This window comes from Mesorhizobium loti, assembly GCA_014189435.1.
Classification (GTDB): domain Bacteria; phylum Pseudomonadota; class Alphaproteobacteria; order Rhizobiales; family Rhizobiaceae; genus Mesorhizobium; species Mesorhizobium loti_G.
This window is the reverse complement of the sequence record CP050293.1, coordinates 4,959,172-4,985,041: the sequence shown is the minus strand read 5'-3', so window position 1 is coordinate 4,985,041 and position 25,870 is coordinate 4,959,172. Positions and strand designations below refer to the sequence as shown.

General features: G+C 59.3%; 22 protein-coding genes and 5 pseudogenes. 8 read left to right on the top strand and 19 right to left on the bottom strand.

Going from position 1 to position 25,870, the window contains the following annotated elements; translation table 11 throughout:
• Window positions 1–141 precede the first annotated feature (141 nt).
• On the bottom strand, window positions 142–369 hold the full coding sequence (locus HB777_23995; protein ID QND66668.1) for a hypothetical protein: 228 nt from the start codon (window positions 367–369) through the stop codon (window positions 142–144).
• A gap of 721 nt (window positions 370–1,090) precedes the next feature.
• On the opposite strand from HB777_23995, the gene HB777_23990 reads away from it, so the two are divergent.
• From HB777_23990 to HB777_23975, 4 genes and pseudogenes are all read left to right on the top strand, one after another.
• Entirely contained in the window at window positions 1,091–1,954 is an 864-nt protein-coding gene (locus tag HB777_23990) for an ATP-dependent DNA ligase (GenBank protein ID QND66667.1), read from the top strand.
• Between the two features lie 111 nt (window positions 1,955–2,065).
• Window positions 2,066–2,300: pseudogene (locus tag HB777_23985) on the top strand (hypothetical protein).
• A 162-nt stretch (window positions 2,301–2,462) separates the two neighbouring features.
• Entirely contained in the window at window positions 2,463–2,627 is a 165-nt protein-coding gene (locus tag HB777_23980) for a hypothetical protein (GenBank protein ID QND66666.1), read from the top strand.
• A 422-nt stretch (window positions 2,628–3,049) separates the two neighbouring features.
• Window positions 3,050–3,265, top strand: a pseudogene (locus HB777_23975) (hypothetical protein).
• A gap of 648 nt (window positions 3,266–3,913) precedes the next feature.
• On the opposite strand, the pseudogene HB777_23970 reads toward HB777_23975, so the two are convergent.
• The 8 genes and pseudogenes from HB777_23970 to HB777_23935 all read right to left on the bottom strand — a co-directional run bounded on the left by HB777_23970 (window position 3,914) and on the right by HB777_23935 (window position 11,177).
• A pseudogene (locus HB777_23970) lies at window positions 3,914–4,089 on the bottom strand (Ku protein).
• 285 nt (window positions 4,090–4,374) lie between these two features.
• Window positions 4,375–5,412 carry a sensor histidine kinase gene (locus tag HB777_23965; protein QND66665.1) on the bottom strand — a complete coding sequence of 346 codons (1,038 nt, stop codon included), beginning with the start codon at window positions 5,410–5,412 and terminating at the stop codon, window positions 4,375–4,377.
• Window positions 5,412–6,899, bottom strand: a complete 1,488-nt coding sequence (locus tag HB777_23960) for an AAA family ATPase (protein QND66664.1) — start codon at window positions 6,897–6,899, stop codon at window positions 5,412–5,414. Before HB777_23960 ends, HB777_23965 begins: the two co-directional genes overlap by 1 nt.
• Window positions 6,900–7,387: 488 nt before the next feature.
• Entirely contained in the window at window positions 7,388–8,197 is an 810-nt protein-coding gene (locus HB777_23955; GenBank protein ID QND66663.1) for a methyltransferase domain-containing protein, read from the bottom strand.
• Between the two features lie 351 nt (window positions 8,198–8,548).
• Window positions 8,549–8,701 (bottom strand): hypothetical protein, encoded by a 153-nt coding sequence (locus HB777_23950; GenBank protein ID QND66662.1) that lies wholly within the window; start codon window positions 8,699–8,701, stop codon window positions 8,549–8,551.
• Window positions 8,702–8,816: 115 nt separating this feature from the next.
• Window positions 8,817–9,326 carry a ferritin-like domain-containing protein gene (locus HB777_23945; GenBank protein QND66661.1) on the bottom strand — a complete coding sequence of 170 codons (510 nt, stop codon included), beginning with the start codon at window positions 9,324–9,326 and terminating at the stop codon, window positions 8,817–8,819.
• A 104-nt stretch (window positions 9,327–9,430) separates the two neighbouring features.
• On the bottom strand, window positions 9,431–9,877 hold the full coding sequence (locus tag HB777_23940) for a hypothetical protein (GenBank protein ID QND66660.1): 447 nt from the start codon (window positions 9,875–9,877) through the stop codon (window positions 9,431–9,433).
• A gap of 1,102 nt (window positions 9,878–10,979) precedes the next feature.
• Window positions 10,980–11,177: an HAD hydrolase-like protein gene (locus HB777_23935; GenBank protein QND68891.1), complete on the bottom strand. Its 198-nt coding sequence runs from the start codon at window positions 11,175–11,177 to the stop codon at window positions 10,980–10,982.
• 783 nt (window positions 11,178–11,960) lie between these two features.
• On the opposite strand from HB777_23935, the gene HB777_23930 reads away from it, so the two are divergent.
• Entirely contained in the window at window positions 11,961–13,361 is a 1,401-nt protein-coding gene (locus HB777_23930; protein ID QND66659.1) for a phospholipase D family protein, read from the top strand.
• Window positions 13,362–13,375: 14 nt separating this feature from the next.
• Here the strand turns inward: HB777_23930 and HB777_23925 are convergent.
• From HB777_23925 to HB777_23905, 5 genes and pseudogenes are all read right to left on the bottom strand, one after another.
• Window positions 13,376–13,632, bottom strand: a pseudogene (locus HB777_23925) (DUF763 domain-containing protein).
• 75 nt (window positions 13,633–13,707) lie between these two features.
• Complete coding sequence (locus HB777_23920) at window positions 13,708–14,745, bottom strand: YihY/virulence factor BrkB family protein (GenBank protein ID QND66658.1); 1,038 nt, start codon at window positions 14,743–14,745, stop codon at window positions 13,708–13,710.
• Window positions 14,746–14,876: 131 nt separating this feature from the next.
• Window positions 14,877–15,221, bottom strand: a complete 345-nt coding sequence (locus tag HB777_23915) for a pyridoxamine 5'-phosphate oxidase family protein (protein QND68890.1) — start codon at window positions 15,219–15,221, stop codon at window positions 14,877–14,879.
• Window positions 15,222–15,396: 175 nt separating this feature from the next.
• Window positions 15,397–16,740 (bottom strand): IS1380 family transposase, encoded by a 1,344-nt coding sequence (locus tag HB777_23910; GenBank protein ID QND66657.1) that lies wholly within the window; start codon window positions 16,738–16,740, stop codon window positions 15,397–15,399.
• 71 nt (window positions 16,741–16,811) lie between these two features.
• Window positions 16,812–16,979: a hypothetical protein gene (locus HB777_23905; protein ID QND66656.1), complete on the bottom strand. Its 168-nt coding sequence runs from the start codon at window positions 16,977–16,979 to the stop codon at window positions 16,812–16,814.
• Window positions 16,980–17,255: 276 nt separating this feature from the next.
• On the opposite strand from HB777_23905, the gene HB777_23900 reads away from it, so the two are divergent.
• Complete coding sequence (locus tag HB777_23900) at window positions 17,256–18,383, top strand: PHB depolymerase family esterase (protein ID QND68889.1); 1,128 nt, start codon at window positions 17,256–17,258, stop codon at window positions 18,381–18,383.
• Window positions 18,384–18,451: 68 nt separating this feature from the next.
• Window positions 18,452–18,700, top strand: a complete 249-nt coding sequence (locus HB777_23895) for a hypothetical protein (protein QND66655.1) — start codon at window positions 18,452–18,454, stop codon at window positions 18,698–18,700.
• A 111-nt stretch (window positions 18,701–18,811) separates the two neighbouring features.
• On the opposite strand, the gene HB777_23890 is transcribed toward HB777_23895, so the two are convergent.
• Both HB777_23890 and HB777_23885 read right to left on the bottom strand, forming a co-directional pair.
• Window positions 18,812–20,926, bottom strand: a complete 2,115-nt coding sequence (locus HB777_23890; protein ID QND66654.1) for a catalase — start codon at window positions 20,924–20,926, stop codon at window positions 18,812–18,814.
• Window positions 20,927–21,195: 269 nt separating this feature from the next.
• Window positions 21,196–21,561: pseudogene (locus tag HB777_23885) on the bottom strand (DUF982 domain-containing protein).
• Window positions 21,562–21,764: 203 nt separating this feature from the next.
• Between HB777_23885 and HB777_23880 the strand changes: the two are divergent.
• Window positions 21,765–21,980, top strand: a complete 216-nt coding sequence (locus HB777_23880) for a CsbD family protein (protein QND66653.1) — start codon at window positions 21,765–21,767, stop codon at window positions 21,978–21,980.
• A gap of 339 nt (window positions 21,981–22,319) precedes the next feature.
• Here HB777_23880 and HB777_23875 read toward each other — a convergent pair whose 3' ends face one another.
• The 3 genes from HB777_23875 to HB777_23865 form a co-directional block, all read right to left on the bottom strand.
• On the bottom strand, window positions 22,320–22,760 hold the full coding sequence (locus HB777_23875) for a hypothetical protein (protein ID QND66652.1): 441 nt from the start codon (window positions 22,758–22,760) through the stop codon (window positions 22,320–22,322).
• 466 nt (window positions 22,761–23,226) lie between these two features.
• On the bottom strand, window positions 23,227–23,580 hold the full coding sequence (locus HB777_23870; GenBank protein QND66651.1) for a hypothetical protein: 354 nt from the start codon (window positions 23,578–23,580) through the stop codon (window positions 23,227–23,229).
• Between the two features lie 240 nt (window positions 23,581–23,820).
• Entirely contained in the window at window positions 23,821–25,824 is a 2,004-nt protein-coding gene (locus HB777_23865) for a PAS domain-containing protein (protein QND68888.1), read from the bottom strand.
• Window positions 25,825–25,870 lie beyond the last annotated feature (46 nt).

The window sequence follows — 25,870 nt, the reverse complement described above, 5'->3', positions numbered from 1 at the left end:
TGCCGCAGTTGCCGGGTCCATCTTTGAGCCTCCCAATGTTGGGGCAGGCCTCAACGCTCAACAGGCAACTTTATTCCTGGGAGTGACCCGAGGTTGCGGGCTTTCTATTCGGTGCAACTGTCGGTCGCCTGGGTGAATCCGTTAGGTATCTGCATGCGAGATCTGACGCGTCGGATTGAGCGTCGCCAAGCGCTGTTTGGCTTCGGCGACCCGTCGCTGCTCGGATCTGATCCGGCCGCAAAGGGCCAGACTGAGACACACGCCGGGGTTTTCGTCGTTCAACAATTCGTTGGCGCGGTCGAGCGAACGTTCGGCACGTTTCACACGCAGGCGAGCCTTCGCCAATTCAAAAGCAAGAATTTCGACCATCGTTCCGAATCCTTTCGGTGCGAGGTCCCTTCGATAAACCAACCCCCGTTGACCGCTTTGGTTCCTGCGACCGTTTCGCAATCTCGGAACGCTAGCGGAATGAGAACGCTACAGTTGCGACTCGTGGAGCTTGCAATCGGGAGGTTCGGACCGCACCGGGCCACGATATCGCACCAGAGGAGCGGGACCGATAAGGTCGCGCATTGGTGGCTGCTCCGCTAGGCGCACGTCGACGTGGGCCGCCTTTCGGCTGAGCCAGGCCGGCAAGAGTTCTTGGAGAACCGATTTCAGGTAATCGACCATGCAAGGACAAGGCATGTTGCCTTATGCGGGTTCCACGGCCTGACCCGGCTCCTTTGCAGAGCCGGGTCTGTGATCTGCCAACGCGACGACAACTTCGCGTGGAAATGCGGCGGGCGCTGGCCCGTCTCGATATCAAAAATGCAAGCAAAACTCCCCGCTGGCTACTCCACAACAAAGCGTCATTGCAGCATGGTCATTACGGCCGTGAAGAGGGCATTTCTACAATTGCCCGAACTGCGGCCAGAGGGTCGATCAGCGCGACTTACGGATCAGGTCGTCGCCGTATAGCGCGCCGGGGATCGGTGGCCCGAGGTCGGATAGCTTCGCTTCGTCATACCGATCGAACTTTCAATTCGTATAAAATGCTCTGGAACTATTTTAGCGCGTGCTAATTGACTCGCAGTTATGCAGTCAGTGCATGCGTCTGAAGTTCATCAAGCCCATAGAACCCGAGCTCGCCGACACGCCGCCACAAGGCGATGAATGGCTGCATGAGATCAAGTTCGATGGCTACCGCACCCAGCTTATCAAGGATGAAGATGGCATTCGGCTGATCACCAAGAACGGCTATGATTGGACGGCCCGCTATATCCATCTTGCCGAAGAGGCGGAGGCGATCGAAGCTCAAAGCTTCATCATCGATGGCGAGGCCATCATCATCAACGAGGCAGGCCTGTCCGACTTCCACGCCCTGCAATCAGCCATCACCAGGCGTAAGCCGTCGCGCGACCTGTATTTGGTAGCATTCGATATCCTGCACCTGAACGGGCATGATTTGCGCAACGTGCCGGTGGACGACCGTCGCAAGATCCTACAGGAGATGATCCCGTTCGTCGGCCGCATCCAGTTTAGCAAGGCGATGCCTGGCACCGGCGACGCCGTCTATCGCCTGGTCGACAAAGCAGGGTTGGAGGGCATGGTCTCGAAGCGCAAGGACAGCACCTATCGTAGCGGGCCGACGATGAACTGGCGCAAGATCAAGTGCTATGCCGAAAAGGAAATGGACATTATCGGCTTGCAGCGCGAAGCCGGCAAGCCGGCCTTTGCCCTGATGGCTGACCGCGGCACAGGGCGCTATGTCGGGTCGGCGTTCATTACCCTGAACCGGGAAATGCGCGAACGGCTCTGGAAGCGTGTCCAGGATCACCCATGCACGGCGCCAAAGGGCATGAAGCGGCCAGCGACGCAATGGGTAAAGCCCGGGCTGATCGGCCGTGTTAAGCACTTGCGCGGCGAGGAAGACCTAAGACATGCCTCCCTGCAGGATTTCAGGGAAGAATGAGCAAGCGAGGGATGCGCGATTTGCGCTGACCTCTCTTGCTAGGAGGTGGATGAGGATTATATTCCTCCTGTTGCGGCGATCCCCTCAAACGGAGTTCGTCACCATGGCTAGATCAAAACCTCAAAGCAATTTTCTCAGGCCGAAATCGAGCGCTTTCTGGAGGCGGCGGAAGCGCTGCACAAGAGCATCGTGAAGCCCTTCATATCGCCGCATTGCGACCACTACCGGGCAACGCGCGTCTTTGCATGAAGTGCTGTTGAAAGCCGTGCGGGACGTGACCGGGAAGGAAGTTACCTTCATTCAATGGAACGGGACAGGTCCGTCTAAGGGCCCTACGGCTGGGTAGCGTCTAGGGCCCGATGCTTGACGGAACATTAGCAGCTTCGAATAGTTGAGTTCATGCTCGGATGTTGTCACTGGCATCCGGCGAAGGCTAGTGGGTCACACCTCAGCCGGCCCGCGTCCTTGGTCCCTCCATGGCGCGGGCTTTTATCGATCAGAGGAAAAGATGACCGACAAGGCGGCCACAACCTACATCGTCTCAGTTTTCGAGAAACCGCATTGGCGTACGATGCGGACCACGAAGGACAAGACTAAGGCGCTGGCCATGGCAAAGGAGATCGGCGACAAGGTGCGGGTCGAGGAGATGACGCCGAAGCCTAAGAGGCGCTAGACGGCTCTCGATGCCGCTGCAATCGGCGACATAAACTATGGTACCTGGGCGAGCTTTGAAGGTCTCGGGCTGCATGGGTGAAGAGCAGCACGATAAACAGAACGACCGCTGCAAACGCAAACCCGGTAACGAGAGCCATACAGGCCAACGTCGCCAGCGTCCGGAAGTTCCGTGGGTAAAATGGCCGGCGCCGTTGGGCTGGGAGCTGTTGGGCTGCGCGGCGCCGGCCAAGCGGACAATCAGGTCCGCCGCACCTCAGGCATGACGGATTCGCAAGCGTGTCGGTATGGTGCGATCACGTATCCGCTAGAGGCCGCAATATTCGCTTGCGCTAATATAAAAGTGACGTAACGTCACGCCCCAGCATCTTGGGGATGCGCAACCGTGGGGAAAGTACGATGAGAGTGGCTATGTTTTGCGCGGCGATCGTAATCGCTGCGTCCGGTGTCGCTGTTGCCAAAGAGAAGAAGGTAGTGGTCAGTAATGCTGCGGCCCTATGCTCTACCAAGCATTCGGCCAAGAAGCCGGTGCCGGAGCTGGACTGCAGTATGACTGGAACGGCCAAATTGCCGGATGGAGCAACGCCGGAAAAGCCGCGCCTCGGATACGATACCAATCCTTGGATTGTCGGGTTTTAAAGAAGCAGTAGGGCACCCAGCGCGGCCATGAGAAGTGAAGCGGCAGCGCCTATCAGATCGCGCTGCTGGTAGCGCCAGACGGCGCTGGCGAGCATTAGGGAGGGCGAGGGCGGCGACGTAGGGCGGCCGCCTATCGCTTTCACTTTACGAGACTCAGAAACAGGTATCCCGCCCGACCGATGCACGCGATCGAGCCGCACACCACCGTGACAGTCATCCAGCGAAAGACGTTGCCGATGCGCTCAAAAAGGATCGATTTCGGCGTGTCGTGAACGAATGGATGATTGAAATCATACCTCTCCTGACTCCAGGATTTGCCGTACGAAAGTACTAAAATAGGCCAAGCCGGGCGCAATGGCCGTGAAAAGGAGGCTGATGAAAAGCCACGAGAGGATGGCATTAAAGATCAGGAGATCTTCCGGGTTTTGAGACAGCCTTGCGGAGTTTGCGCTGTAGAATCCAAGTGCGGCAGCGACCCCGGCCGCCGCTGCAAAACCTGGCGCCTTCATGCCGTCTACGGCATAGGCTTGGATTTGCTTTATTATCGGTTTGATGTCATCTCTCCTAGCAGCGTGAGAAGATCCGCCGAGCATTACGCGGAACTTCGCTTTGACGGTGTAGCCTTGGCCGTTGAGCCGCCCTTGCTGGCAAAGCTCTGCGAAGAATCTCGGCCAAGTTGACCACGTTCTCTTTGGGCTTCGGCGCAGGCTTCGGCGGCGCCTTGACCTTTCGCTTTGCGTCGATCATCGCGATGATAGCGTCGTCATAAGTGTCTTCGAATTTCGAGGGGTCGAACTTGCGATAAGCATCCCAGCGATTTCGAGGAACCTGTTCTGACGTCGCGACGCAGGCTGGCCAATTGACGGTCGGCGTTGCCAACAGCGGCCCTCCGATCTCGCCGGCGGAAATGGACACTTTGTTCCAGCCGTTTTACGGGCGCGGGGAAAGCCAGCCAACAGGGTTTGGGGATCGGGCTTTAAATCGCCAGCGAGATTGCCAAGGCCTATGGCGGTCGTATCGACGTCTCTCACCTCGGCGAAACCCGCTTCACCTTCGTGATGCCGATAGACGTCTGACAACTCCGAGAAGATGAGGCTTTTCGAGCTGCGTCAATAGGCAGGCACGAGGCGCGTGTCGCGCAGCGGCAGGGCCATGATGAACTGCAAGCCGTCGCGATGAAAGTTCAATTCGACCTTGGCGTTACACTGCACCGCAACAACCTTTTCCAGCAGCGTCGTGCCAAACCCGCGTCGCTTGGGGAGCTCGACCTCCGGCCCATTCCGTTCTCGCCAATCAAGATTGACGATCTGCGCCTCGGCGGACGTGGCGACCGACCAGCGGACATCCAGGCGGCCTTGAGGCCGCGACAACGCGCCGAACTTCGACGAATTGGAGGCCAATTCATGGAAGGCCATCCCGACTGGGATTGCGATGTCAGCAACAAGCGCGACGTTCGGTCCCTCCAGGAGGATACGCGGCCTGTCGCGCGTCTCGTAGTGGCCAAGCTCGCTTTCAAGCAGTTTATGCAGGGATGCAGTCTGCCAATAATCGTCGGTAAGCATCGAATGCGTGTCGGCCAGCGAAACGAGCCTGGCTGAAAAGTCACGCATAAAATCGTCGACGTTGTCGCTCGACCTGGCCGTCGCGCCCATCATGGCGCGCACGTTGGCCAGGGTGTTCTTGACGCGGTGATGCAGTTCGCGGATCAGCAATTTCTGCCGGTCGGCGACTTCCTGCTTCTGTTCGATATAGGATTGGACCTCCCGTTGGCGGGCGCGGGCGCGCAGGGCGGAACGCACCGAGTTGGCGAGGCTCGACGCCAGGAATGGCCGTTCAAGCACGATCAGATAGCGGTCCAGAAATGCCAACCGCGCATCAACTTCGGCCCCTCGCAAGGTCAGAAGCACGATTGGAAAATCCGACCATGCCGGCTGGTTTTCAAGCCAGGCAGCGAACCGGCTTCGATCGGAACTGATCAGGGCCTCCTCTGCCACGACAAGGCAATGTGCCTCGTCCAGGAAGGGCACGGTTTCCTCCAGACTGTCGCAAACCCTCGAGGCAATCTGGTTCGTCTCCAGGATGGAGGCCGCGATCTTCGCATCGCGGCCGAGCGGCGCCAGCACGAGCACTCCGGGGCTGGATGACATCACGATGCCTTGTCTCTCAGAAGATCGCCCTGCTTGCCCTCGAATTCTGGGGATCCCATCAGGATGCCACGGAACTGTTCCAGCGGCTCGCCCACCGCCACTCCGGTAACACCGATCTTAAACTCGCGAATTGTCTCTTCGTGCGGCCCAACGCGTTTCTTGACAACCGAAATAGCGCGTCTCAACCGGCCTGCATTTTCGAAGAAACGTAGAAGCATGATGGAATCGCAGAGATAGGTCATATCGACCGGCGCGGCCATTTGACCATATAGCCCGTGATTGGCCAGAAGCAGGATCGTCACAACAGCCTTCTGATTGAGATAGGTGAGAATCTCGTGCATCTGCAGCACCAGATGCTGTTCTTCCGACATGGCATTGAGGTAGCCGGTGAGGCTGTCGATCACGACGATCCGGGCATTGGAACCTTCCACAGCTGCCTGGATGCGCGAAGACAATTCTCCCGGCGAGAGCTCAGCAGGATTGACCGGCTCAAGCATCAGCATCCCGTCATCGGCAAATGGCTCCAGATCCATGCCGAGCCCTGCGGCGCGCGCCAGGAAAATGCGCTTTGTCTCGTCAAACAACAGCACCAGCACACGCTCGCCACGCATGAGTGCGGCGTGGCAATAGGTGCAGGCAATGGTGGACTTGCCAACGCCAGACGGCCCCATCAGCAACGTGCTGGTCCCGCGTTCCAAGCCGCCGCCGAGCAGGGCGTCGATCTGGTTGTTGCTCATGGCCGGGGAACCATCCTCTGCCATCTGATGCTCGGCTGCAACCAGCCGCGGAAAGGCTGTAACCCCGCCTGGGCGAATAACGAAATCGTGAAAACCGCCCCGGATCTGCACTCCGCGCATCTTGATCACCCGCAGCCGCCGGCGCTCTCCACCATAGATGGGCGAAAGCTGCTCCATCCTAATCACGCCGTGGCTGATCGAATGCAAATTGAGGTCGTCCTGCTCGCTCGTCAGGTCGTCGAGCATTAACACTGTCACATTGTTGAGCATAAAGAAGCTCTTCAGCGCCAACACCTGACGCCGATAGCGCAGCGACCCTTGCGACAAAAGCCGGATTTCAGAGAGCGAATCGAACACCACGCGATCGGGTTTGATGCGGCCAATCTCGGCCAAGGCAGACTGCACGGTTTCCCCGAGTTCCAGTTCGGAGGAATGAACCAATGTCTGGAGCTGTGACGGGTCGAGGCTAAGCTCCGGAGGCACAAGTTCAAGAATTTGTACGCCCTGCAGGTCCCAACCGTGACGGCCGGCAACCGAGAGCAGTTCGCGCTTGCTTTCGGACAAAGTGATGTAGAGGCACGTCTCGCCGCTCTTCGCTCCCTCGATCAGGAACTGGAGGCCGAGCGTGGTCTTCCCGGAACCTGGTTTCCCCTCGACTAGATGAGATCGATTTTTGGCGTAACCGCCGCGAAGAATGTAATCGAGGCCGCTGACTCCAGAAGCAATCGATGACGCATCGTCTCTGTCCACTTGATCCCCCAATGGCGATTTCAAGAACCAGTAACGGCGGCCCCGTTTTATGGTTCCGCTTCCGTCGGTTGTGGCCGTCGCCTGGAGCTTCCGTCGCCTGGATCTTTTGACAATTCGAAAAAGAGGGGCACTGTATTTTACAGCGCCCTTTTCAACTCCATAGGTATTGGCCTACCAGCCTTGCCGGCCGTACCAATTGGACCTACCCACCGCTCGGCCCACCCGGGTAGATCGATCACCCCACCCCAGTCCGGAAACGTTGCCAAGGTCCGGGCGTTCAATCGGAACCTGCCATGCGGTCTGGGTGGCAGTGATTTAGACATCGGCTAGAAAAGCCGGGCCGGACCGTTTCCAATCTGCCAGACCTCAATCTGGCAGACCCCAAATTCCCGCTGGCTTCGGCCGGCGGGCTTTTTTGTTAGCGGTCGGAACTTCGCTGACGGTTGCATGTTGCACCAGATGCGCAGGCGGGCTCTGCTGTCCGAGATTTATCCTCGCTTCGAGCCGAACACTGCCAGCGAGGCGAGCTTTCCCTCGCTAAGGCTGGTTATGTAGTTCTTGCGGCGCTGCACGAACTCTTGACCGAGCACGATCTCGTTGGCCTGCCGCTGCGCGGGTGAGGGCACGATGCCGGTATTTTCCCGCTTCAACGCCAGTTCGACATGCTCGCCGGTTTCGTCGATGACGTCGTCGAGCAGGAAACCGGCTTCGACAAAAAGGCTTTTCAGCGTGTTGCCGTCAACGAGGTGGCTGCCCGCGGGCGACACCGCCCAGGGCAGGGGATAGTGGGGATCACCACCCACCAGCACGGCCTCGGTCCAGATCAGTCTGCCCCGCGGCTTCAGCACGCGAAAGGCTTGCCCGATCACCGCTTCCTTGTCGGCAATGTTCATGCCGACATAGAAGCAGATAGCCGCGTCGAACGTGGCGTCGGCGAAAGGCAGCTTTGTGGCGTTGGCCTCGTGGAAACGAACCTTGTCGCTCAGCCCGCACAGTTCGGTCAGCCGGCGGGATGCCTCGACAAAAGCCGGTGTCAGGTCGACGCCGTCGACGCTGCAGCCATAAGTGTCGGCCAGGAACCGCGCCGGGCCGCCGATACCGCTGCCGATATCGAGAATCCGATCGGTGGACGAGGGGGCAAGGCGCGCCGCGTGGTCCTGCGTCGCGACCAGTTCGCGGCCATGCAGCTGGTCGAACGGATAGAGTTGCCTGGTAACGAGGGCATGGGCATCCGGCACCGCACCCAGAATGCGTTCGACGATGCCATCGCTGCCATAGTGGTTTGTGATATCGGTCAAATTACACCTCACGATTAGACATGCCTCATTCTTTCCCGCAACGATTGCGAAATCAATTCGGAGACGAAAAGGGCCGTTGGAGTAGAGCGCGAGTGCATTGGACGTAGTGGCAAGGTAAGTGCGATGAGCAGGCACTTCCGATTGATCGCAGGCGGGTGATTTCACGGCAAGCATAGGCGGTAGGCGTACGTATGTATGGGGTACATACCGCCACAATCGGCGTTTTGGGTGATCTGCTAAGTTCTCGAAAAGATTGGCTACCCACCGCCTAAAAGTGGACGTCGCCGAAAGCGAAGTTCAGTTCGAGGTTGCGCCACGAGCGGACACTCGTAAATCAACGCCTGCTATTAGTTAGCGCAGCACGAACTTCACCACCTGATCGTTTGCCGGATAGCATTCATCGCTTGTTTCGTAAGGCACCCATTCCGGCGGGGTTATGTTGCCTAGATCGCCGAAAGCGCGCTGCCGGTCAGCTTTCGACAAGCGAAGCGGATCGAGGCGCATGGAAAAATCGCACGCTGGCGTGCAATATCGCGCCCTTGCGTAGAAATGGCGTGAGGTGAGCCCTGGCGATCGACCACCAGGGCTCGCGAACACAGGGCCGATGGACCTGTGTTCGCTAGGCCGCTTCGGCAGCGATGTTGACTGCAGATTCCGCGAGTTCGGTGAGAGCCGCGTCGGTCTCTTTTTCTTCGCCGAGCGTCAGGTCCAACAGATTGACTGCCTCGGTCAGGCCGAGTTCCGCTGCCCAGGTCCGCAGCGTGCCGTAGCGCGAAATCTCGTAGTGTTCAACAGCTTGTGCCGCCGCGAGCAGGCCGGCATCGAGGGCAGGGGAACGTTTGTACTCTTCCATGATCTCGGCGCCCTCGTCGGTGATGCCCACGATGGCAGCACAGGTCTTTGGCGCGGGCTTCTTGCCGATGACTTCAAAGACCTCTTCGAGGCGCGCGACGTGCTCCTCCGTCTGGCCGCGATGCTTCTCGAAGGCAGCCTTCAGATCTGCGCTCTGCGCCGCCTTTGCCATCTTGGGCAGGGTTGCGAGGATCTTCTTCTCGGCGAAGTAGATGTCCTTGAGGGTATCGTGAAAAAGATCGTTGAGGTTTTTGGATGATGCTTTGGTTGTCGCCATCTCTTTTGCTCCTGCTGTTGTTGGGCCTCGTCAATGGGAGGCCGTCGTTAACAGAGTGTCCACCTTCCCGTTCCCACCCCACTCGAATTATGTGGGGTCGCAGCTTAGGGGCCGCGCCGCTGGAGTTCCTCGTAGGTGCAGGTGGCGACGATATCGCCACGATCATTGCGTGCGCGCACGGCCCATCCGACCGGCGTCTCCGGCTTGTCGAGCGCGTCTTTCCACATATCTTCGCCCGACCGATTGACCTCTTCCTGGACGGCGCCGAGGTTGGGCAAGGTGATGCCCGGCATGATCCTCACCACGCCCTTGTCCTGATACTCGAACGTATAGATGCCGCTCTCCCCCTGTGCGTGGTCCTCGTACAAGTCCGGGCGGTCGAATGCCACAACCTGCACCATCATCTGCTTGGCCGTTTCCACCAGCTCTTCGTCGGTGCGTGCCGCGTCGCCTGAGGCGATCGCCACGCGTATGGCCTCACCGCCTTCGCCAAGAAACTCTACCGTTGGCAAGGCGGGGTTACGGTGAACCAACGTATTGATGATTTCCATTTCGATGGCCTCCTGTTCGATCGATGAAATGCCTGTTCGACGAACTCGTTCCCTAGCGCGGTTGAAACTAGCCGCCGCCTCGGTCGCTGGCTCTGGCCGCCATAGCAGCGATGAAAGCGCGCCGGCGTCGCACATTGTTCGTGAGGGTCCATTGGCGAGCAGGACGATTCTTGCCACCCTTGGGCTCAAGCCGTGTCGGGCAGCGAACTCGTCCACGCCGTAGGGCTCAACGAACTCCGATTGCCTGGCTTCATCTCGACGCCGCCTTCTGTATTCGCAGTTTGGCTTCATCTTCGTCTCCCCACCTAGTGACCACCTGACCGATAAAAACGTCGACGATTTGGAAATTTCGCCGCTATAAATTAGCGACAGGTGATTTGGTTCCGGACCAAATTCATTTCCTTGGCTTGAATCGCATTTTTGTGGGTCAGTGGATGCGTTTGCAGTTCATCGAGCCGTTGAAACCGACCCTGGTAGAGAAGCCGCCAGAGGGTGGGACTGGGTTCACGGGGCCAAATTCGACGGTTAAGCGACTCCTTAGCTAGAGCGCATCATGCACTGTCGCTGGCCACTGTATGGGCGCCGGCGCTTGAGAGTGTCAGCGTACTCCGCCCTTGCCGGGAGCTATGCCATGGACGACGACTTAACCCCCACGTGTCCGCGCTCCATTTCCACGTCCTGCGCACATCAGTCGCTGAACTCCTCATCCCAGAAGCGCGATGGGCCGAACACGCCAACGCGATGGTGCGCCGACTCTCGGACGAGGTGCACGTTGATTTGCGGCATGATCGAATGGATCATTCGCAAATGAAGCCGTGTGTCACAGTGACTTGGCGAACGACAGCGGAAAGCGAGTAGCGGACCGATAGCCTGGTGGAGCCACGCACGATGGATCTGGCCACGCCTCCCTGGCTCTGGTCGAGCGTGGATGCCTTTCGGCGCACCTCCATATGGGAATTCACGGGGAGTGGGTCGAAATGATCCTATACGACTGTGACTTTCGAGAGGAGAGGCACCGGTAGCGCCGGCGGTGGCCGGGGTGCCTTCAGCACCCTCGGCAATGCGGTCCGCAATCTACCTGGCCAGCCTAGCGTTGTGTTGGCTAGGCGGCGCGAGGTGCCGCAGCGAGCTCGTCCGCGATAATCTGGCCCAGATCGGCTGAACGGTCGATCACATGGTTCGGTCTGAATGAAAATCGCACAATGTGCGCGCTCGTAGTCAAACCGGTTAGCACCAGCGCTGTCATCAGGCCCGATTCCAATCCAGCGAGCACGTCGGTATCCATCCTGTCACCGACCATAATCGCGTTGGCCGCGCTCACGCCTAGGCGGTATCGCGCCTCGACGTCGGGGTCGGGCGCCAGGTCGGGCGGTCAAGGCATATAATCTCGCGGTCCAGAATATTTGACCCGCTTAGTCTAGCTTCCGGCCTCTGGAAACCAGCCAGGAATATGCATGGCCTTCGATCATGAAGGCGATGCCGTTGCTACACCAATGGCTGAGTGGCACTTCATCCGGGCACGGTTTTGGCGGGGTCCAGGGAGAGGTGGACATCAGTGGTTATGTCGCAACAGTTCCACAAGGGTGCATTGGCGGAGGAGTGGATCGGAAATCCAACCTTCTCTGACCTGCCTGAACGCAGGCTCCGGAGTAGGGCACTGATGGGCGGCCGCCGCTTGATCTTGGGAAGAATCCTCCACAATCGCGCGCTGCCTATAGGCGTAGCCGCTCCGCGGGCAATTCCGAGTTATTGGAACTGTAAAGGGGCCTTCGATACCTTTGCAGGTCCGGAACCTCGGCTTCGGATGTGCGGAGGGTGCTGAAACGATCGCCGAGGACGTCCTGGATTTAGCCGCCGCTCTCGAGTTCGCCGGGGGAGCCGGCGTGCGCCAGACCACCTGATAGGCTTTCCGCCACATGGCTGGCGGTAACGAGGTTCTGCATAGTGCTGGATAGTTTGCTTATCATGCCGTTGAACCTCCAGCGGATTAGGCAGTGCCGATGCAACCAGATCATGGCTGAAAGGTTCTTGCTATTATTTTATACAGGCCCGGCGTCGATCGCCGGCTATGAGTGGTCATTTCATGGACATATCCGTTTCGCGAATTGCGGACTACAACATCGCGGCTGGCAGGAGTGGCTTGCTGCTTGTCCCGGACAATTATGACGCCTTCGCCGTGCGCGTTCTGGCGGCAAGAAGCGCCATTCGCACTCTCGACCTGATGTACTACCTTTGGCACGATGACCATACGGGTCGCCTGCTCCTGCAAGAGGTTTTCCGGGCCGCTGAGCGCGGCGTGCGGGTGCGCATGCTCCTCGACGACACCAATCCGCGCAAAAACGATTCCACCTATCTGGCGTTGAGCAATCATCCCAACATCGAAGTGAAGGTTTTCAATCCGAGCGGCATCAGGCCCGGCAGGATAATGCGTGGTGTGGAAGTGCTTATGCGGCTTTTTGCGCTCACGCGGCGTATGCACAACAAGGCCTGGATCGCCGACGATACGATCGCCATCGTCGGCGGGCGCAATGTAGGAGACGCCTATTTTGATGCGGCGGAAACCAATTTCCGGGATCTCGACGTGCTGCTCCTCGGTCCTGCGGTGCAGCAAACCGCTCAAATCTTTGATGCGTTTTGGGCTTGCAAGGAAGCAATACCGATTGGCGTCCTCGGTTCAGTTGCCGAGACCGCGCATGCTAATCTGTTTGAAAGAAGCGATGCCGATACCGCGTCAAAGCTTTTGAATGCCATCGGTGACCGCGTGTCGATTACAGAGTTCATCGCCGCAAGCAACGAGGTGCATTGGGTCGCTCAAGCGCGCGTGATTTCGGATCCTCCAGAAAAGGTGCGCGGCTGGAGACGACGGAGCTGGCTCATGAGGGAACTGCTCCCAATCATTCAGTCGGCACGCAATTGCCTTGAAATTGTATCCCCCTATTTCATCCCTGGGAGAAGGGGTTCCGCCGTCTTACTGGACCTGGTGGCGAAGGGGGTCGATGTTTCCGTTTTGACCAATTCCCTGGCGGCGACAGATGTCGCAGCGGTCCATGGTGCTTATGCAAACTACCGCAAGCGCTTGCTCAGGAATGGTATCAAGCTTTTCGAGCTTCAACCTTTCAGCCGTCAAGCGGTGATCTCTGTATTTGGCTCCAAGGGTGCCAGCCTGCACACGAAAGCGTTCACCGTTGACGACAAGACCGGGTTCGTCGGTTCCTTCAATTTTGATCCACGGTCCGTGTCGTTGAATTCCGAAATGGGCGTGCTGTTTGAAGATGAGAAATTGGTAGCTGAGCTTCGGCAGCGCTTTCAAGCCGAGATCGCACCGGAAGCCAGCTATCGGCTTGAATTGAGAAACAATGTTTTGCACTGGCATGGGTGCGATGAAGGCGAGCTCCAGGACTATACCCATGAGCCAGAGGCCGGCGTTTTTCGCCGAATCCTGTCAGCCTTGGTTCGCCACTTACCGATTGAGTCTCAGCTTTAGCCAGCACCACAAGAACTGAGTGGCGTCAGTCCACGTTTCAGCGCGCCAACGACGCTGGTCGTGATGCCCGAGGAGTGCCAATCCGTCCCATGACCGCGCCGAAGGATTGAAACCAGAAAGGATGGGCGAGCCTGCGCAGCGGTTCGTTGCGACCATAGTGATGGATCGCTTCGCATATGACGGCACCAAGGCGCGTCATGCGGTCGCCGAGCCCTTTCGGCACGCGCCCGCCATGAAGCGGAAGATCGGCACTTCCTGATCGTTGGGACAATTTGTGCGGCCTGTCCTGTTCGCTGCCTTCGACAGATAGTCATCCAACTGGCAAACAGGAAGCTGCCTCGGGCTATCAGTCGGCTACTTTTCCCAACGTATCGGCGACGACTGCACCACGCTTGCCCATTGGAAGCGCCGGACCCGTGGTCGAGTCGATCGCCGTCTGATGCTCCATCTCCGCATTGATTGCCGCACCAGCGATCAGGATGATGACCGAAATCCAGGTCCACATCATCAAGCCGACAACCGCACCAAGCGATCCGTATGTGGCGTTGTAGTTGGCGAAATGTTGCAGATAGAATGAGAACAGCCACGAGGCAGCGATCCAAACTGCAGTCGCGGAAAAGGCACCCCAGCTCAACCATCGCCATTTCGCACGCTCGCGGCTTGGGCCGAAGCGGTAAAGCAATGAAATTCCCGACAGCATTGCCACCATCAGAACCGGCCATCGCGAAACGTTCACAAGCGTCTCCGTCCAGGCATCAAGATAGAAAAAGCGCAACAGCGCGGGGACAACGCCAACCGCCAGCAGCAAAACGATGCCGATGACCAACGCCCCAACCGTGAACAGGATCGACATCAGATTCAGGGTGATGAAGGTACGTTTCTCGCTTTCCTCGTAAGCGATGTTCATTGCGTCGAATAGCGCCTTCATCCCGCTATTGGCACTCCAGAGCGCGATGGCCAGGCCGACGAAAAAGCCGGTGCCAAGCGCAGCCGGTTTCTGTGTGGCAAGGGCATGCAGCTGATCACGGATGAGGTCGAGACCTCCCGATGGCAACAGTCCGCCAAGATACGCGACATGGTCCGCAACGGTGACTGGATCGGCGACGAAACCATAGATCGAAATGAACGCCGCCAGCGCCGGAAACAGCGCAAGCAGGAGATAGAATGTGGCTCCGGCAGCGACCAGCAGAACCCGGTCCTTGTTGAACTCTTCCCAAAGGCGCCAGAAAATGTCCTTCCAACCGAGCGCCGGAATTTGCGACGGCCATGCTGCATTGCGCCCCCGATCCCCATGCTCCGACCTTAGCGCAGCCCTACTCGCTTCCGTCGTTGATTCCGCGCGACTGGCCGCTTCGCTATCAATTAACGAGGGCTTGTTGTCCATCGCGTGATGGCTCCGTTCCGTCTTGGAAATCCTGTCTTGGCTTTGGCAGAAAGCCTGCCGAGGTCGCGCCGTTGCGGGAAGTTGCTATGGCTGATCTACATTCAATTTTATCTCGAGTGCAGTCCTGACCACTACAGATCGACCTTGGCGACGTTGTCCTTGTAGCTCTCCTTAGGGTCGAACCCGAGCAGCATCTTGATGCCCGCCATCACGCTTGAGCCATCCAGCCAAATCTCTGCCTCCTGCGGATCGAACCGCAGCAACGCAAGCTTGGGGTCCTCTTTTCCGCCTTCAAACCAGGCAGCCACGAAGCGGTTCCAAAGCCGATCAATCGCCGCGCGGTCTTTGTCCACCCAGAGCTTCCCTTGCACGGTAGCAAACAGATCATGGTTCTTTGAGGTGAAGGTAGCGGTTACCTGGTTGCCGCTCCCCAGGCCCTGAACAAGCTCGCTGTCTTTTGCGGTGAAGAACCAAATCGGACCGTTTCGGTCACCCTCTAGCCCGTCCTATTCACGAGCGGCCTGGTTCCTTGCCGCTTGGCGTTCGGTCATGAAGGTGTGAGGCGTCTTTTTCACCGCAGCTGAGACTGGACTTTGGAACGCGCTGGAGGGTCAAGGTATCGGGTTCGGTGGGGCTTTGATGCCCCGGCGCTCATGGCCCTGCGGGCTGCAGCGTGATGGCGATCGTTCGGAACAGACTTGCTTCGGGACAGGCGGCGGCGAAGGCCAGACGGATGCGCGAGACGGTTTCGGTGACGCGGGCGCCGAGCTTGAGAAGCCTGAGCCGCAGTGTAGAGAACTCGGCGTTGCACAGATGATGGGTCGTGGGCACTGCCTCGCGCAGGGTGAGCATCAACCAGTATGCGGCGGTGTGCAGGACGAGACGGACCTGGTTGGCAATCGGTGAGCGGCAGCTGGTGCGGTCGGAGGCGAGCTGGCTCTTGTGCATCTTGATCAGGTTTTCGGCCTGGCCGCGGGCGCAGTAGATCACATCGTAGACATGCTCGGCGGAGCCTTTGTCGAGATTGGTGACGACGAAGCGGATGTCGAGGCCGAGGGTGGTTGCCTCGATGCGGGCGCAGGCGCGGCGTTCCGTCCTCCAGGATTTCGCCTTGTATCGGGTCTCGGCATAGCCGCGCAGCACCGGCTTCTGCTCGAGCGCGCGGCGGGTGCGGATATCGTCGGCGGCTTCATCAACGAGACGCTGGAGAACCTTGTTGCCGGGCAATCCGAAGAGGTAGTCGACCGCATTGTCCTCGCACCATGCCATGACTTGCGCCCGGCCATAGTGGCCATCGCCGCGGATCAGAATGCGGGTGGTCGGCCAGCGGGCGCGGATGCGCCGGACAAGCCGGCGCAGATGGCCGCGGATCTCCTTGCCCGCCGGGGTCCTGCCAGGACGCAGGATCATGGCGACCGGGCGTCCTGTCGCGGCGTCGTAGATGTGGATCGGCAGGAAGCAACGCTCGTCGTAATGGGCGTTGAACAGCGAGAGCTGCTGATGGCCGTGAACGACATCCACCGTGTCGTCGATGTCGAGCGTGACGCTTTTGGGCGGCGCGGCATAGCTCGACAGCCACAGATCGACCAGCACCCAGCCGAGCCGGATGACGGTGCGCAGGTCGGGCAGGTTCTCGAGGCGCGAGCATGTCGGCTGCGAGCACAGATCAATCCCGCTGTCGGGCAGCCGCCCGCAGGCGAGCTTGAAGGCCGGGTCGGTGCGCAGCCGGTCGAGATCGTTGGCATCCTCGTAGCCGCATGCGATCGCAAAGATGCGGGCGCGCACAATGTCGGCCATGGCGTGCGTCACCCGCGCTGGATCGCGCGGATCGTGGATCGCGGCGGCCAGCCTGTCGGCCAGTTGCAGGCGTCGCTCGGCCGCTGCCAAAAGCATGACGCCACCATCCGAGGTGATGCGTCCGCCGTCAAACGCAGCTGTGATCTTCTTGCGTCCAACGGCTGGAAATGAGAGCGGCAGCAACGTATCATCGGTCATGGCGGGTGTGGCTCGCGAGAGGCGGTGGCAGGGTTGGCTTAGACAACCGAATCCTACGCTAAATCAATCGCTTAGGCTACATCCGCCAACCTCTCAGACGCAACGTCGTGCATAAGACGGGCTAGCTGCGCCGTCATCGGTCGCGGGATCACTTTCGATCCATCGATGCCGATCATCATTGTCATGTCGGCCTTGAGGGACTTCCAGAACTTGGCTTCGAGTTCAGCAGGAGTCGGCATATGCACTTCCTTTCAGCATTGCGAAAGAAGGCAAACGACCGCGGGTCATGTCTGTTCCATTCAATTGAACAATGACGCATCTGAGGTCGGATGGTGCCGCCCGCCTGGTTAGCAAGTGCCTATGAGGTCGCTGAAACGAAGGTTATCCATGGATGAACTTGTTATTGTGCGATGCAGCAACGATATTGCTGCAAGTGCGTTGTGTGCGACGCCATTCCGGCGAGCAAGGATATCGATTTGCGAAACATCTCAGATACGATCGCCCGCTTGAGCGCCATGCGCGGTCGACCAGTCGCTTCCGCAAAGCACCGCGACGATCGACTGTGCGATGTGACCGGCTTTGGTTCCAATCCCGGTGCTTTGCGTGCACGCCTCTTCGTTCCCGAAAGTCTGCAGGAGGATGCACCGCTTGTCGTCGTCCTGCACGGCTGCACGCAGATCGCAGCCGACTATGATCATGGTTCCGGCTGGTCGCAACTGGCGGCCGAACAGGGTTTTGCGGTCCTGTTCCCCGAGCAGCAACGCGCCAACAACGCCAACCTTTGTTTCAACTGGTTTGTTCCTGGAGATATCAGGCGCGACAGTGGCGAAGCCCTGTCCATCCGTCAGATGATCGAGGCAGCGGTGGTCGCGCATGGGCTCGACCGCAAGCGCATCTTCATCACCGGCCTCTCCGCCGGCGGCGCCATGGCGACAGTGATGGTGGCCGCCTATCCCGAGGTTTTCGCCGGCGGCGCAATCATTGCCGGACTGGCCTACGGTAGCGCGTCAACGATCCCCGAAGCCTTCGACCGCATGCGTGGCCATGGCGGTCCGTCCAAAGCTGAACTCCAGCGGCTTGTGCGCGAAGCCTCGCCGCACAAAGGTCCTTGGCCGAAGATTTCGGTCTGGCAGGGCTCGGCCGACAACACCGTGGTGCCGTCCAACGCGGATGCCATCGTCGCGCAATGGCATGGCGTTCACGACGTGGGCACCAGCCCGACGCGCGTCGAGACAGTCGATGGCCAGACACGACAGGTCTGGTGCGACAGCAGCGGCCGAGAACTGATCGAGAAATATACCGTTGCCGGGATGGGCCACGGCACACCACTGAAGACGGCCGGCGACGATGGGCTGGGCGGGGCAGGGCCATTCATGCTGGATGTCGGGATTTCCTCGACACGCCATATAGCCTGCTCCCGGGGCCTCGCGAAGCCAACTGTGCGGCGCGCGGAGAAGACAGAGGCAGCCTCCACGGCGCTCGCCTCCCACAACGCGCTGAAGACCTACAACATCGCTGAAAAGCCGCGCGCTGTGCGCATCGATCCCGCCGCGGAAGCGCGGTCGGGTGATGCACGCGGTTCAACCGCTGGCATCACCAAGGTCATTGAGGATGCCCTGCGCGCCGCCGGTTTGATGCGCTAGCCATCCGCGCGCGGACGTTGGAACTCGCCGCGATGGCGGGAGTTGTGCTCCCAGCAATGGAGGACGAAATGGCGAAAGAGCCCACAACGAACGATTTTACCAAGCAGACACTGCACGGCAAAGCCTTCCAGGTGAACGAAAACAGCGTTGAAGGCGGAGAGCCGATCGGATCGCAAGCGCCGTTACAAGTGCCGCAAACCGAGAATTCCAGCAGCAAGCGAAATCGGACGAAGCTGCAGGGCAAAGCCTTCCAAGTTAACGAAAACACCGTCGAGGACGGAGAGCCAATCGCGTCGACGTCTCCCAAAGGCGTTTGAAAGCTCGTCGTTCCGACAGTGTGATAAGGGCGTCTTACTTCTGGAAGAGGGCAGGTCCAATGCGGTCCTGTCCTTTTTTGACTGAATCTGACCTTGGGAGCGCTGCTGGACTTACGACATTTTCACTTTCGGCTCTCGACCCCACAGGCGCAGTTCACCGAGCTCGCCCAGGAAGCCGGCAACGTCTTTCGGGCCGGACAACGAAATGACGCCCTTGTCCAGGCTGTCCGCGATGCCCGCCTTCTCCAACAGGGGCGTTGCCGCTTCGACGTAGCCGATGAACTTGCAATGCGCAAAAGCATCCGCGACGAAATCGCGAGCGGTCGATTCTTTCACAAGATCGGCGATGGCCGCCTGCGAGGGCAACAACGCCACCGCATCGTAAAGGACGGAGGGAGCGCCCGCGAGCATCTGATCCGCTTCGATAAAACTGCCGTCGCTGGCTTTGGCGCCGCCAACCTTGGGAGCGATAATCTCGAAACTGGAGCCGGCCTTGGCCAAGGCTGAAGTCAGTGCCTTCAGCAGTGCGGCGTCGGTACCGTCGGTGACGAGGATGCCGAGCTTGCGGCCCTTGAACTGGTGAGCCCCGTTTTCCAGGATGCTGAGCGATGGCGCGGCGCCAAGATCCTGGCGGGTGGCGACTGCCGCATCAGCGGGTTTTGGCATCGTCTTCAATCCAAGATCGGCAGCAACTTTTTTGGCAAGCCCATCATCGATGTTGAGAAGGTGCGCCACCATCCGTTCGCGAATGACCGGCGTTTTCACCTTGCTGAGTTCGAAGGTCAGGGCAGCCGCGATGTGTCCTTGCTCCGTCGGTGTCTGGCTGATGTAGAACTGCCGTGCCTGGCTGTAGTGATCGGCAAAGCTCTCGGCGCGAATGCGCTGTTTGGGACCTTCTTCGGGCTCGGCGAACGAACGGAACCCGCGCTGCGGCGACTCCCGCGGCCCTTCGCCGAAGGAATTGGGCTGGTAGTTCACCCGTCCCACCGGACTGCGCATGGCCATGTGGCCGTCCTGCTGGAAATGATGAAACGGGCACTTCGGTGCGTTGATCGGGATATGCGTGAAGTTCGGCCCGCCGAGCCGCTTCAGCTGCGTATCCAGATAGGAAAAATTCCGTCCCTGCAGCAGCGGGTCGTTGGAGAAATCGATGCCGGGTGGGACATTCTGGGTCATGAACGCGACCTGCTCGGTCTCGGCGAAGAAATTGTCGGGCATGCGGTCAAGCACCAGGCGACCGACCGGGATCGGCGCCAGGATTTCCTCGGGGATCAGCTTGGTGGCGTCGAGCACGTCGAAATCGAAGCTGTCGGCAAACGCCTGATCGAACAGTTGCAGCTGGAGCTCCCACTCCGGAAAATTGCCGGCCTGGATCGAATCCCAAAGGTCGCGGCGATGGAAATCCGGATCGGCACCGTTGATCTTCACCGCCTCGTTCCAGGCCACCGACTGCATGCCGAGCTTCGGCTTCCAGTGAAATTTGACGAAGGTGGATTCGTCCTTGGCATTGACCATCCGGAAGGTGTGGACGCCGAAACCCTCCATGAAGCGCAAGGAGCGCGGGATGGCCCGATCCGACATCACCCACATGATCATGTGCATGCTTTCGGGGGTGAGCGAGATGAAATCCCAGAAATTGTCATGCGCCGACTGGGCCTGTGGAAAGGCACGGTCGGGCTCTTCCTTGACCGAATGGACGAGGTCGGGAAACTTGATGGCATCCTGGATGAAGAAGACCGGGATGTTGTTGCCGACAATGTCCCAATTGCCTTCCTGCGTGTAGAGCTTGACGGCAAAGCCACGCACGTCGCGCGCCAGATCCGCCGATCCCTTGCTGCCGGCGACGGTGGAGAAGCGCACGAAGGCCGGCGTCTTTTCACCGGCGCGCTGGAAGATATCGGCGCGGGTGTATTTGGCCAGCGATTCATAGGTCTCGAAATAACCGTGGGCGCCGTAGCCACGTGCATGGACGACGCGCTCGGGGATGCGCTCGTGGTCGAAGTGAAAGATCTTCTCGCGGAAATGGAAGTCTTCGAGGACGGTCGGCCCGCGTGCGCCGATCTTCAGCGAGTTCTGGTCATCCGACACCGGGCCGCCCTGGGCGGTGGTCAACACCGGAATATCGCCTTCGGCCGTCTGGTGAAGTTCGCCGCCTAGCCCACGGATCAAAGCCTGGTCATGTATGACGGCTTGGTTGCCGACGGTACGGCGAGGGGACTTTGCCATGATGTGTTCCTTGAATGTGGGATCGCATCTCGTCACAATGCTGTGTCTGGCAAGCGGTTCCCCACGGTCGCTGATTAACTCCGCCGAGACTGGCAAGAGGTTTCGGGGTGGCGAGCAAAAAGCCGATGTGCGGTTGCATCGTCCTGTCGAGGAGCAATCATAACAGGCAGTACATGTGACAGAACGACGTTGCTGGAGCGCGCGAACCTACCGATCGTGGGGAAAGTGTTCAAACTACGGAAGAGCGATGCGCTTTGCCGCATAGAACTTCACGTGGCCAGCGGCGACATTAGATCATCCAGCATGCCAAGCGCCGAGCTGGGTTTGGTCGGCTGAAGAAGTCCCTGCCTGGAAGCTGCGTTCTTGAAAGCGTCGAAGGCCACTGCTGGCTTGCAAATTCCGTCTTTCGCAGCTGCCAGCAGACGAGAGGCTTCGTGGTATGTTGCGGCCTCCTTACTCCGCCATTGGCACGCCAGCGCTTTCTGGGCATCCGCGATGGATGAAACCACCATCGTGGTTCCGTCTGCAAATCGGATATTGAGAGGGACTACTCATGTGACCTGGTTCCCTGGGTGCCTCGGGGCGTGGTTTTCATTAGAACGGGCTTTAACGCCGAAGGTCCAAGCTGGTTGCATCATCAAAACGAAAGCCGAGTGGCAAGCGAGTCGCGCCAGCCGGTCGGCGATCTTGCGAACCCGTTCATCAGACATTAAGCCGGCCAAACCACGCATGTTCCGAGGCGCTTAAATCGCTCACACAATCTGAGCTTTGGAGGAACTTCTCCGATTCCGCAGCGTTCTGAATGAGTTGATCACCCCCAAAAGGAGCGCGCATCGTCATGGGAAGCACAAGCGACAAAGCGGCCGGCCTTGCAAACCAGGCAGCCGGCAACGTGAAGCAGGGCGTCGGCAAGGCCGTTGGCAATGACAGGCTGAGAGCGGAGGGCGCAGCCCAGGAAGCAAAAGGCAAAGTCCAGAAGGCTGTTGGCGACGTGAAGTCCGCGGTCAAGGACGCCACTAACAAGACGGCGGCAGCCATCAATAAGAAGCTGTGAGCTTCAAGAAGGGTCGGCTGATCTAGGCTGGCCCTTTTTCCGACGAACCCAGGCCAACGCTCCAACTCAGCTGCAACCCTTTCGAGCACCTCTCGTGGTTCGTCGACGATCACATCACCGTGGCTGACGATAACGCGTGCGAGGCCCGGTTCTTTTGCCCATTTGCGGAAAGCCCCAGCGAGCGCTTTCCGGTCCTTCACAAACAGCCATTTGCCAACTGGCGGCATCTGCGGACGATTGACACCAAAGCCCAGCACGCGTGCCATAATGTGAGCGCCAATCCCATGCGGATGGCGCACATTGGCGAGTATGTCGTTGACGACGAGGGTCGTCCCACCCTCACGGCACACAAGCAGCGAGGCCTCCTTCCCGGCAACGTCTGGTACTGACTCCATGCGGGACGGCGGGATCATTGAAGATATCTCCCGTGCCATCGACTTTGACGACTTTCTCCACGGCGTCCATCGCACCAGGAGCGCAGACAACCTTCGCCTTGGGATAGCGCAGCTTCCAGGGTTTGATGTCGAGCCGGTGAGCTGTACCCGGAACAATAAGGAAGGTGGGGTCGCCAAGGGCTTCGATTTCTCGCATTTCGGGCTCGGCGAGCGGGATGGCGCTCCAGATAGCGGTGCGCCGTCCCCTGAGCCTGACCACGGTCATCCGCCGAGGAAACTTGCCCAACGGCATTTGGATTTCGCCCGCAACAGTTAGCAGCCCGTCGTCGAGTTTTTCCAGCCGACCGTGCGACCCGACCTTCCACTCGTCATTGAATTTTGGCATGCGGACTTCTCGATTGGTTCGCATTCAACCATAGTTCAGCTCCAATTTCGTTCCGCAATGCTGCCGGTTGGCGAAGCTCGTGCGAAGCACCAGAGGAGCCGTGGCTCTGTTGGGCGTTGGATCTCGACTAGACATCATGAAACCTTTTGATCGGCGCAAGGGCGGCGCCAAGTTTGTCAGCGATATCGTGCTTGTCCCGCGCAAGGGCAAATGGAACCTGCTCACGCCCGCCTTGTGGGGCTCTGGTTCTCGGCGTGAGGTGACGTAGGCCGAGATGGCCCGGACGGAAAATTGAAAAGCAGTCCACGGGAACATGTGCTCTATCCGGAGCGGAATGTTCAACGATCGCTTCGAGGCGCAAGGCGGTCAAGAGCGCCTCTTCACCTGGGAAGTCCGCACTTAGGGTCCAGTGCCGGCTTGGACCTTCCGTAAGCCCAGTCGGCCGGCCTGCGCCAACTCACGCCAATCAGCCCTGCATCATGGAGTGCAAGATGGCCTGCATGTGCTCTTCCAGGTCGAGTTCGCCCCGTGCCTCGACAGTCAACAGGTAGTCGGCTTTGGCCCGGCGATCGCCTCTGCTGGTCGCGGGATAGGAACAGATGGCCAGCAATGCTTGTTCTTCAACTCGGTCTGCCGTCTTGCGGTCGTACCAGTTGCTGCCAGCTCGATGGACCCTATTGAGATCGGCATAGGCCGTTTCGTGGGTTGCGATCAGCGCATGCAATTGGCGTGAGGTATCTTTTCCCTCAGCAAACGCCGGTTGAACGACAGATGCGACGGCGGTGAACGCTAGCAATGTACGGCGGGTGACTGCGGCCATGCCCCTCATATCCTTGCCGGTTGACGACTGCCGGCACACCATAACACCGGCGCTGCGGCTCGTGGAGGTGGTCTGCGACCCGATCGCATTGTCTGCTGACAAAACCTCGCTGCTCCTCCGGTTGTGCCTGGGGGCTCAAAGGCCGCGACCAGAAGCGGCACTGCGCATGCCTCGGCGCTAGATCTAGGGGCGCACCGCTGGCACTCGATCCTCCGAAACGGGGACATTTTCGCCCCGAACTCAGGAGGCAGCGGCCGTCCCTCTAGGTTCTTCAAGGTCAATGTCAAAAACGCACACCAGCCCGGTCGGGTCGAACGTGATGGTGACGTTCCCTGCAGACGATGGCCCAAGAAGCCTTTCAAGCATTCGTGTACCGAACCCCTTCCGCTTAAAAGCTGGAACCGGCGGACCGTCCAGCTCGCGCCATTCTATTCGAACACGCCTTCGCCCGGCTTGCCCGCTTACGGTCCAGCATATCGAGACGGTTCCGTCTTTGCCCGAAAGAGCCCCGTATTTGATTGCGTTGGTAGTCAGTTCGTGGAAACCCAATGACAGCGACAGCGCCAGCGTGGGGGAAAGCCACACCGAGTCTCCTGAGAGTTGGAACCGGTCTGCATCTGCATGCAGTGAAAGGGCCGTCGTGACGACATCCCTAAGGTCGGCGCCGCTCCAGTTCTCTTGCGTCAGGATATCGTGCGCCTTGGCGAGCGAGACGAGCCTGCTTGCAAGCGCGCGCCCCGCCTCAGGCAAACTCGTCGCATTGCGCAGGGTCTGGCTCGCGATCGACTGCACGACTGCCAAGGTGTTTTTGACCCGATGGTTGAGCTCGTTGACGAGGAGCTTGCGCTGCTCTTCACCACGCTTGCGCTCGCTGATGTCGAGGCTGACCTGCACCGCTCCTATGACCTTGCCGGAGGTGCCTCGGATTGGACGCGCACTCGACAGAAGCGTGCGCTGAACGCCATTCGGAAGGATGTAGGCGAATTCCTGGTTGTCGGTCTGCTCGCCCCGCATCGCTCTGCTAAGCGGTCGATCTTCGCGGCTCACGGTGTGCCCACCCTGCAAAGCGATCGTGTCTATGACCAGGTCGGGGGTGCCGAAAGATTTGCGCGTGTCGGTAGGCAATCCCATGAGCTCGGCCGCAAAGCGATTGCGGATCACTCGGCGTGCTTGCGGATCATATGTGAACCAGACCGCCGCAGGGGCTGTCTCCAGGACGGCTTCCAGTTCGAACTCGCGTTCGGCAAGCGCGCGTTCAGCAGCGAGAAGCGCGTCAGCGATCACCGCAAACTCGGAGATCGCGGTCGACATGGCCGTGACGGGTCGCCCTTGCCCCAAAGCATCAGCGCGGTTCGCCAGATCGCGGGCCGCCTTCGCGAACCCCTTTCCGACCACGTAGGCAAGTGCGGAAGAGATCAACATCGCCACAAGGGCGAGGGCAGCGATCGCGGCTAGAGAGCGCCAAAGAGGTGCCTGGACGACCGACAGTGGCACGTTTGCTGTGTAGAACCAATTGGACGCGCCGGAGCGGTAGTAGCCGGCGAGCAGGGTCATGCCCTGGAAATTGCGGGAGGTAAAAGTGCCGGAGCGGCCCGCTATCTTCTCCAGATACTCTGGCAACCCCGGCTTACCGGTCATCTCCTCGTGGCGCGTAGAGCGCGCCACATAGGCACCGTCGCGATCACCAACGCCAATCGTCCAACCTTCAGGCACAGCCGGCATCATGACGTCGCGAATATGGCTGGTGGGAACGGAGATGGCGAGAAGCCAATCCTCGCCTTTTGGGCCATGCACCGGGATTGCGACATCAATCCGAACTTCGCCGGAGACGGCATAGACGCCGCTGACGATCGGTTGACTGGACTTGAGCTTCGCGAGATCCGATGTCGATAGCGGAGAGGCGGGGGGCAGCTCGGCGCCGTAGGGCATCTGGGTGTTGATCAGTTGATGACGACCCAGATCACGAAGCACGATGACGCGGCGCGTCCCTTGCACCAAGCGCGCCGCTTCCTTCTGAAACGCCATCAGGTCGCCGCCAGCCACAGCCGTGGATTTGGACAGACCTTCAACGACTGTAGCCAGGTTGGTGATTTCGCCTTCGACCACCAATGACACCTGACGTGCAACCTGCCGGGCCTCGCTCTCGAACCGTGCCCGTTCGTTGAAAGCATATTGGGCTAGGAGATAGGCGGCAAAGAGCCATACAGGCACGACCGCCGCGGTTATCAGGCCCAGCAAATACAATCGAGCGGACAGACGAGGCAATTTTAGTCCCCACTGTTTTGTGCGC